Genomic DNA, 6,760 nt, shown 5'->3' on the forward strand with positions numbered 1-6,760 from the left:
CTGTCGCAGGTGATCCCAGCTTTTTCAAGCCCAGAATGAATAACGATGCAGCGACTAAGTACGTCAGCTGAATGCCAGTTGGTAAAAAGTCGCTCACGCCTTAATCTCCTTCTTCTTGAACATTTGCAACATTCTGTCTGTCACTAAAAAACCACCCACGACGTTGATTGTTGCCAATATAACAGCAATCAAACCGAGAATTACTGACACACTTGTATCTTTTGCACCAGCAGCAACTATTGCTCCCAGTACTGCAATGCCAGAAATCGCATTTGAGCCTGACATCAAAGGCGTGTGGAGAGTCGGTGGTATTTTGTTGATGACTTCAAAACCGATAAAAGATGCCAAAACAAATACAAACAAAGCAGCAATTAATGCCTCTGTCATGAAATCAAAACTCCTTAATGTAAATGGGCATTGGGCATTGGTTCTTCTCCCTTATCTCCCTCATCCCCCTCATCTCCCCATCCCCTAACTAACTGCCGGTTCTTGAGTATTCAAAGCTTGTAGTGCATCCCGCACTCGTTGATTACGAATTTCACCAGCATGGGTAACGCAAGCGGCATCAACGATGTCGTCGCTAAAGTCCACCTGCAAAGCTTTGTCTTTAATTAGCAGTTGAATCAACGATGTTACATTCTTGGCATACAATTGGCTGGCATGAATTGGCATCGATGATGGGAGATTGATGGGGCCGATAATTGTCACACCGTTCCAGACAATATCTTTGCCGGGTTCGGTACAGGCGCAGTTACCACCTTGTTCAGCAGCCAAATCCACAATCACTGAACCGGGTTTCATTTGTGCCACCATTTCTTCTGTAACTAGCCGTGGTGCTTGTCTTCCAGGCACTTGGGCGGTAGTAATCACCACGTCAGAATTTTTGACGTGTTCGGCAACAACTTCTTGGGTACGTTGTTTGCTAGCCTCAGAGATTTCCTTGGCGTAACCGCCAGCAGCGACAGTTTCTTCCTCTAATTTGACTTCAACGAATTTCGCCCCTAAGCTTTGCACTTCTTCTTTAACCGCAGGACGAATATCAAAGGCTTCTACCACTGCTCCCAAACGTCTAGCGGTGGCGATCGCTTGCAATCCAGCTACACCAGCCCCCATAATAAATACTTTCGCTGGAGCGATCGTGCCTGCGGCTGTAGTTAACATCGGGAAATATTTTGGTAATGCAGCTGCGGCAATTAATACTGCTTTGTAACCTGCTAATGAAGCTTGCGAGGACAAAGCATCCATACTTTGCGCCCTGGTAGTACGGGGAATCATCTCCATACTCAAGGCTGTGACTTTCCGATTTGCCAGTTGCTCTGCAATAACAGGATTTCCTAAGGGATTGAGGAAGCTGACTAATACAGCCCCCTCCTTTAATAAGTCAATTTCCGAGCGTCCATCTTCTCGTTCTTGCGGTGGGCTAACTTTTAGCAGAATATCTGCTTCGCCCCATAATTTCGCCGTATCGCTGATTATTGTGGCTCCTGCGGCTTCATAGTCAGAATCGCCGAAAAAAGCTCCCTCTCCTGCACCTGTTTCTACCCAGACTTCCAAACCTTGTTTTACTAATCGGGCAACGGCGTCAGGAATTAATGCCACACGACGTTCACAAACTTCAATCTCTTTAGCAACTGCTATTCTCATGAAATCTCCTGAAGATAAATACCTAATTTCTGCTAAGTAAGCGATTGCCCAAATGAGGGGTGTACCGCACTCATAATACTTAGGCAGGAACATCACCTATGAATTTTACTAGTAGATTGAACCTTAAATTTTTCCTCTCCCACTCTTAGCTCTCCAGGCAAAGTGAAGCTTTGCCGCTCGCAGAGGTCATATTTTCAGATAGTTGCAAACAGGGTTACGTATTGCACATCCTAAATTGATCGTTCCCAAATTTTGCATCTTTATCTTCAGCTTGTTTTAGGGATTGAGAAATTTTGATATTCCTTTCTTATAGAGTAATATTGACCAAATTTTGAAATCTTGATAATTTCCCAATCAAATTTTAAGGATTACGACTTTGATTCCAACTTATTTTAATCAATTTAACCCAAGTTAACTGGCGATCGCTGATGGCACTGCTCAATTTTTATCACAAAATCCTCAAATTTCGATACACTTATACATATTTGGAAACACAATCTAATCCTAACTGTGTTTCTATTTAGTTCAAAATTTGACTAACTTAGTAATCAAATCAGGACTCTATAAGGGGAATGAAGTAAATCGACTATATGTTAAACTTATACCTAAATAATTTTGCTGTCGCCCAAACTTCGGGAAGGATGGCACTTTTTGCTGTTATTGAACGTCAATTGTCAGGAAACCAGTAGTAAAATTTAGTAACAAATACTAATACACAGTTATTTTTAGATAACAAGATTTAGATTTTGGTAGAGGAAGCCCAATTATGCGACGTTTACTTTCTGCTTTAGCCCTGACTGGCTTTTTGGTCACTGCACTCCCATCTCTGACTTGGGCACAAAACGGATTTACGCTCTTTAGCGGCATCAAAAGGGAAAATGAACTGCCTTTCCGGTTAGATTTTGGCGGACAAGCTAATGGTTGGGATCGATACATATTGAAGATTCCAGCCAAAAAAATGAAGTTGGCAGTTGGTCAATTTGCCATTACCTACCCTGATTATTACAAGGGAACTTTTGACTCGAAAAAAATCGAAGTCAGAGTCAAAGGTAAAGCAGTTCCGCTTTCTGAGGTGAAATGGGACAAAGAAGGTAAGTTAATTAATATTTTTCCCCAAGAGCCAGTGCCAGCAGGTAGCGCAGTTGAGTTAGTGTTATCTAACGTGAAAAACCCAGCCTTCGGCGGAGTTTACTATTTTAACTGTCAAGTACTCTCCCCTGGCGATGTGCCACTACTGCGTTATGTGGGAAGCTGGATTATGACCATTAGTTAAAAGTGGGGAGTGGGAGACAAGAGAGACAATCAATGCCCCATCCCCAATTGTCAATTAAAGTGATAAAATTTGAGATTGTGAGTTTTTATAAAAATCACCTAAGAGGAGAACTGTATGAAAAGAACACTAGGCGGTACGAACCGTAAGAGAAAAAGAACCTCTGGTTTTCGCGCCAGGATGCGGACACCAGACGGTAGAAACGTGATTAGCGCCAGAAGAAGAAAGGGACGTCACCGTTTGGCCGTTTAGGGCATATTAAGCTAAAAGAGCATCTGTGGCTTTGCCTAAAGCAAATCGGCTAAAATCCCGAAAAGATTTCCAGGCAGTTTTCCGGGAAGGAATTCGGCGTCATGGTTTTTATTTGACATTGAGAGCCTTAAAACCGCTGTATTCAGTAAAACCTTCTTTGGACACTGCCACCCAGACTATACAAGCAACTGATGTCGCACATCTTGCCAGCACGCGAATTGGCATTTCGATTAGCACAAAAGTCAGCAAAAGAGCAGTAGTTCGCAACCGGATCAAACGGCAAATTACTGCTGCTTTGCATAATTTGCTGCCCAAATTATCACCAGGATGGCGGCTAGTGTTCGTTGTAAAACCTACAGCAGCAGAATCTAAGTGCGTAAGCCCACAATTTCTGCAAGAATTAGAGCAGTTGTTGGCACAAGCGGAGGTGTTCGATGGGCATTCGTGAAGACGTATATTATGAAGGTGGCCCCCATCTAGGGGATTTGATTATCAACCTGCTGATTGGGCTAACTGTCGTTGGAATACCATTGACAGTGGGGGCAATTGTCAGGGCATTGTGGCTGCGCTTCCGCATCACTGATCGCCGAATTACTGTAATCGGAGGTTGGCAGGGGCGCGATCGCACTGACGTAATTTATTCAGAAATTGTTAAAATCGTCAAAGTTCCCCGTGGCATTGGCTTTTGGGGAGATATGGTGATAACCCTAAAAAATGGCAGTCGTCTCGAATTGCGAGCAATTCCCAAGTTTCGGGAAGTCTATGACTACATCAATGAAAGAATTGCTGCAAAAAATCCCGAATACAGCGCTGCTGCTAACAAGTAATGTGAGCAGAGGGAGACGAGGGAGATGAACCAATGCCCCATTTGATTTGAATGTGCAGCTATCCGTAATCAAAGATAGTCGCAGATTAAGTCATGATTTAGATAAATTAGATTAAGTCAGTTTACAGTAGCTCAGGTTAAATTCAGAATAATGGATTTTGGTATCGGCTTTCTCTCGAACAACGTGATGCTGCCAATCATAGATTTTTTCTATGGTATTGTGCCTAGCTACGGATTAGCGATCGTTGCTTTGACATTGATAGTCCGCTTTGCGCTCTATCCCCTGAGTGCTGGCTCAATTCGCAATATGCGGAAAATGCGAATTGTACAACCTTTAATGCAAAAGCGGATGGCGGAAATCAAAGAGCGCTATAAGGATGATCAGCAAAAGCAGAACGAGGAAATGGTCAATGTTCAAAAAGAATTTGGCAACCCTTTGGCAGGCTGTTTTCCATTACTAATACAAATGCCGGTTTTATTAGCGCTGTTCGCTACTTTGCGGGGTTCGCCTTTCTCAGGTGTGAACTACAGCGTTAACCTGCAAATCTTTCCCGCAGAACAAATCGAACAAATTCAACCGCAAGCCTTTGCTACTGCTCCTCAAAACATCTACGTTGCTGATGGGGAACACGTTAAAGTAGCTGCAATCCTTCCCAGCGGCAATAAATTAGCGGTGGGAGAACAAACTAAGATCCAATATCAGACTATTGAGGGCAAACCATTTCAGGTACTCTTAGCAGAACACCCAGAAAATAAGCTGATTCCTGATTGGAAAGTCACCAAAGGGGAAGATAGGGTAAAAATTGATGCCCAGGGCAATGTACAAGCCTTGCAGCCCGGAGAGGTTGCTATTCAAGGAACAATTCCTGGACTAGCAGCAGACAAAGGTTTTCTATTCATTGATGCCTTAGGCAGGGTTGGCGCAAATGATCCAGATGGTACAATCCATTGGGATATTGTTGCCATGATTGTCTTTTTTGGACTCAGCCTTTATGTTAGCCAAATGCTTTCTGGGCAAAATTCCAGCGGTGGCAATCCGCAGCAGGATACAGTTAACAAAATCACCCCAGTCATATTTTCTGGGATGTTTTTGTTCTTTCCCTTACCAGCTGGGGTGCTGATGTATATGGTGATTGGTAATATTTTCCAAACCGCACAAACTTATCTTCTCTCCCGCGAACCTCTACCAGAAGAACTGCAAAAAATCGTAGAAACCCAGGAGAAAGAAGCAGCAATTCCAGAACAAAAAGCATTGCCATTTGAACCGAAAAGTTCTAAGAAAAAGGCGGCAGGGGGATCATGAGCAACATTTCGATGCAGCGAGGTCAGCAGTGGTTAAAAACACTGCTGGAACTCACTGGAGTACCTGCTGAGATTCAGGGTCATTTAGAAGCTGCCCAATCTCAAGACAGCGATTCCCCAGAACCAGATAACTACTGGTTGACAATTGACCAAACCAACTTTACATCAGGACAAATCCAGGTATTAATTGGTGCTGATGGTTCTGTGCTAGATGCGATTCAGTATCTAGCAAATTCGGTTCTTAACCTCAGCCAACCCCCTGAGGAACAAGCCTCTTACACCATTGAGTTGAATGGCTACCGCGTTAAAAGAGAAGCCGAAGTTCGTTCACTAGCAGAAGCAGCAGCCGATGAAGTGCGCTTTTCTGGTAGAGAAGTAGAAATTAAATCTCTCAGTTCGGCTGAACGGCGTCAAATCCATACCTTCTTGAAGGACTTTGGAGATTTGGAAACCTTCAGTCGTGGCAAAGAGCCGCATCGTCATTTAGTTGTGCGTCCGGCTTCGTTGGAAGAAGAGAGACGCGATTAATCACGTCTGTACAAGGGTTAATTGAAAGCTCAATATAATTTCAAAATTTCTCTTGTTCCTAAAAGCTAAAATAAAGATGTAGTATCAGTATTATTGCTGATAATGATCATTAATTTTCGTGAGGATATCTCACAAATCCTATGGACGCAATTTATATTCCGCAGCTAACTCAAGCCCCGGAGCGGACAGAGGAAATTCAGGTTGAGGAATTTCTGCCTGGTCTGGAAACGTTGACACCAGTTCGCGGTCATGTGCGCGTGCAGCATCATGGCAATTACTTACAAGTGTCTAGTCAGGCAGAAACAATTATTACTTGTACCTGTAACCGATGTTTGCAGCAATACAATCGACGTTTAGGGCTGGATACGAAGGAAATCATCTGGTTAGACGAAACTGGAAATCAGCTAAATGACTTGCCTTTAGAAAGAGAAGTGGTTCTGGAAGAATTGCTTGAAACTCTACCGCCGGATGGTTATTTTTATCCTAACGAATGGCTGTATGAGCAAATGTCCTTGGCAGTACCTTTGCGCCAGTTATGCGATCGCAATTGTCCAGGTATTCCTATAAGTAGTACTGTTGATATTTCTGATAGTTCTGAAACTCCAGTTGATAACCGTTGGGCTTCTCTGGAAGCACTGAAAAAGCAACTTCCGGGATCGTAGCTTATTGCTGATAGCTGAAATTCTGTGATTTCCCGCCCGTGCGTAGTTTACCGCCGTAGGCATCGCTTTCGGGAATATTAACTCGACAGAGACAGCATGGGTGGCAAATATATGAAGCTTGTAAGATGCGATCGCAAAGTTTATGTCTACTATTGTATCTCGGCTCGACATTACACAAATATTCTGTGATGTAGATGACTTCTGTAAGCAGTGGGAAAACTTATGGCAACAAATACCACTTTTACAAGGCATCACCGGAAAAATTAGGGTGACTGA

The 6,760-nt window shown here is 43.3% G+C and carries 9 protein-coding genes; 7 read left to right on the forward strand and 2 right to left on the reverse strand.

What is annotated here, in order from left to right:
• Positions 1–93: 93 nt before the first annotated feature.
• Positions 94–387, reverse strand: a complete 294-nt coding sequence (locus tag ACEW80_RS15570) for an NAD(P) transhydrogenase subunit alpha (protein WP_251960284.1) — start codon at positions 385–387, stop codon at positions 94–96.
• Positions 388–471: 84 nt separating this feature from the next.
• Positions 472–1,644: a Re/Si-specific NAD(P)(+) transhydrogenase subunit alpha gene (locus tag ACEW80_RS15575; RefSeq protein ID WP_373527466.1), complete on the reverse strand. Its 1,173-nt coding sequence runs from the start codon at positions 1,642–1,644 to the stop codon at positions 472–474.
• A 766-nt stretch (positions 1,645–2,410) separates the two neighbouring features.
• Here ACEW80_RS15575 and ACEW80_RS15580 point away from each other — a divergent pair.
• From ACEW80_RS15580 to ACEW80_RS15610, 7 genes are all read left to right on the forward strand, one after another.
• Positions 2,411–2,917 (forward strand): DUF2808 domain-containing protein, encoded by a 507-nt coding sequence (locus ACEW80_RS15580; protein ID WP_373527467.1) that lies wholly within the window; start codon positions 2,411–2,413, stop codon positions 2,915–2,917.
• Positions 2,918–3,031: 114 nt separating this feature from the next.
• Complete coding sequence (gene rpmH / locus ACEW80_RS15585) at positions 3,032–3,166, forward strand: 50S ribosomal protein L34 (protein ID WP_373527468.1); 135 nt, start codon at positions 3,032–3,034, stop codon at positions 3,164–3,166.
• A gap of 25 nt (positions 3,167–3,191) precedes the next feature.
• Positions 3,192–3,614, forward strand: a complete 423-nt coding sequence (gene rnpA / locus ACEW80_RS15590) for a ribonuclease P protein component (RefSeq protein WP_373527469.1) — start codon at positions 3,192–3,194, stop codon at positions 3,612–3,614.
• Complete coding sequence (locus ACEW80_RS15595) at positions 3,601–3,993, forward strand: PH domain-containing protein (protein WP_373527470.1); 393 nt, start codon at positions 3,601–3,603, stop codon at positions 3,991–3,993. Before rnpA ends, ACEW80_RS15595 begins: the two co-directional genes overlap by 14 nt.
• A 150-nt stretch (positions 3,994–4,143) precedes the next feature.
• The gene (gene yidC / locus ACEW80_RS15600) at positions 4,144–5,295 is read left to right on the forward strand and encodes a membrane protein insertase YidC (RefSeq protein ID WP_373527471.1); all 1,152 of its coding nucleotides are present in this window, start codon (positions 4,144–4,146) and stop codon (positions 5,293–5,295) included.
• Positions 5,292–5,822 (forward strand): protein jag, encoded by a 531-nt coding sequence (locus ACEW80_RS15605; protein WP_373527472.1) that lies wholly within the window; start codon positions 5,292–5,294, stop codon positions 5,820–5,822. Before yidC ends, ACEW80_RS15605 begins: the two co-directional genes overlap by 4 nt.
• Positions 5,823–5,962: 140 nt before the next feature.
• Positions 5,963–6,484, forward strand: a complete 522-nt coding sequence (locus tag ACEW80_RS15610; protein ID WP_373527473.1) for a DUF177 domain-containing protein — start codon at positions 5,963–5,965, stop codon at positions 6,482–6,484.
• Positions 6,485–6,760: the final 276 nt, after the last annotated feature.

Source organism: Nostoc sp. (genome assembly GCF_041747015.1).
In the GTDB taxonomy this organism is placed as follows: domain Bacteria; phylum Cyanobacteriota; class Cyanobacteriia; order Cyanobacteriales; family Nostocaceae; genus Nostoc.

What these genes read in the sequence shown, in the direction of transcription:
- ACEW80_RS15570 (WP_251960284.1), bottom strand. Translation starts at nt 387, where the DNA reads ATGACAGAGGCATTAATTGCTGCTTTGTTTGTATTTGTTTTGGCATCT.
- ACEW80_RS15575 (WP_373527466.1), bottom strand. Translation starts at nt 1,644, where the DNA reads ATGAGAATAGCAGTTGCTAAAGAGATTGAAGTTTGTGAACGTCGTGTG.
- ACEW80_RS15580 (WP_373527467.1), top strand. Translation starts at nt 2,411, where the DNA reads ATGCGACGTTTACTTTCTGCTTTAGCCCTGACTGGCTTTTTGGTCACT.
- rpmH (WP_373527468.1), top strand. Translation starts at nt 3,032, where the DNA reads ATGAAAAGAACACTAGGCGGTACGAACCGTAAGAGAAAAAGAACCTCT.
- ACEW80_RS15595 (WP_373527470.1), top strand. Translation starts at nt 3,601, where the DNA reads ATGGGCATTCGTGAAGACGTATATTATGAAGGTGGCCCCCATCTAGGG.
- yidC (WP_373527471.1), top strand. Translation starts at nt 4,144, where the DNA reads ATGGATTTTGGTATCGGCTTTCTCTCGAACAACGTGATGCTGCCAATC.
- ACEW80_RS15605 (WP_373527472.1), top strand. Translation starts at nt 5,292, where the DNA reads ATGAGCAACATTTCGATGCAGCGAGGTCAGCAGTGGTTAAAAACACTG.
- ACEW80_RS15610 (WP_373527473.1), top strand. Translation starts at nt 5,963, where the DNA reads ATGGACGCAATTTATATTCCGCAGCTAACTCAAGCCCCGGAGCGGACA.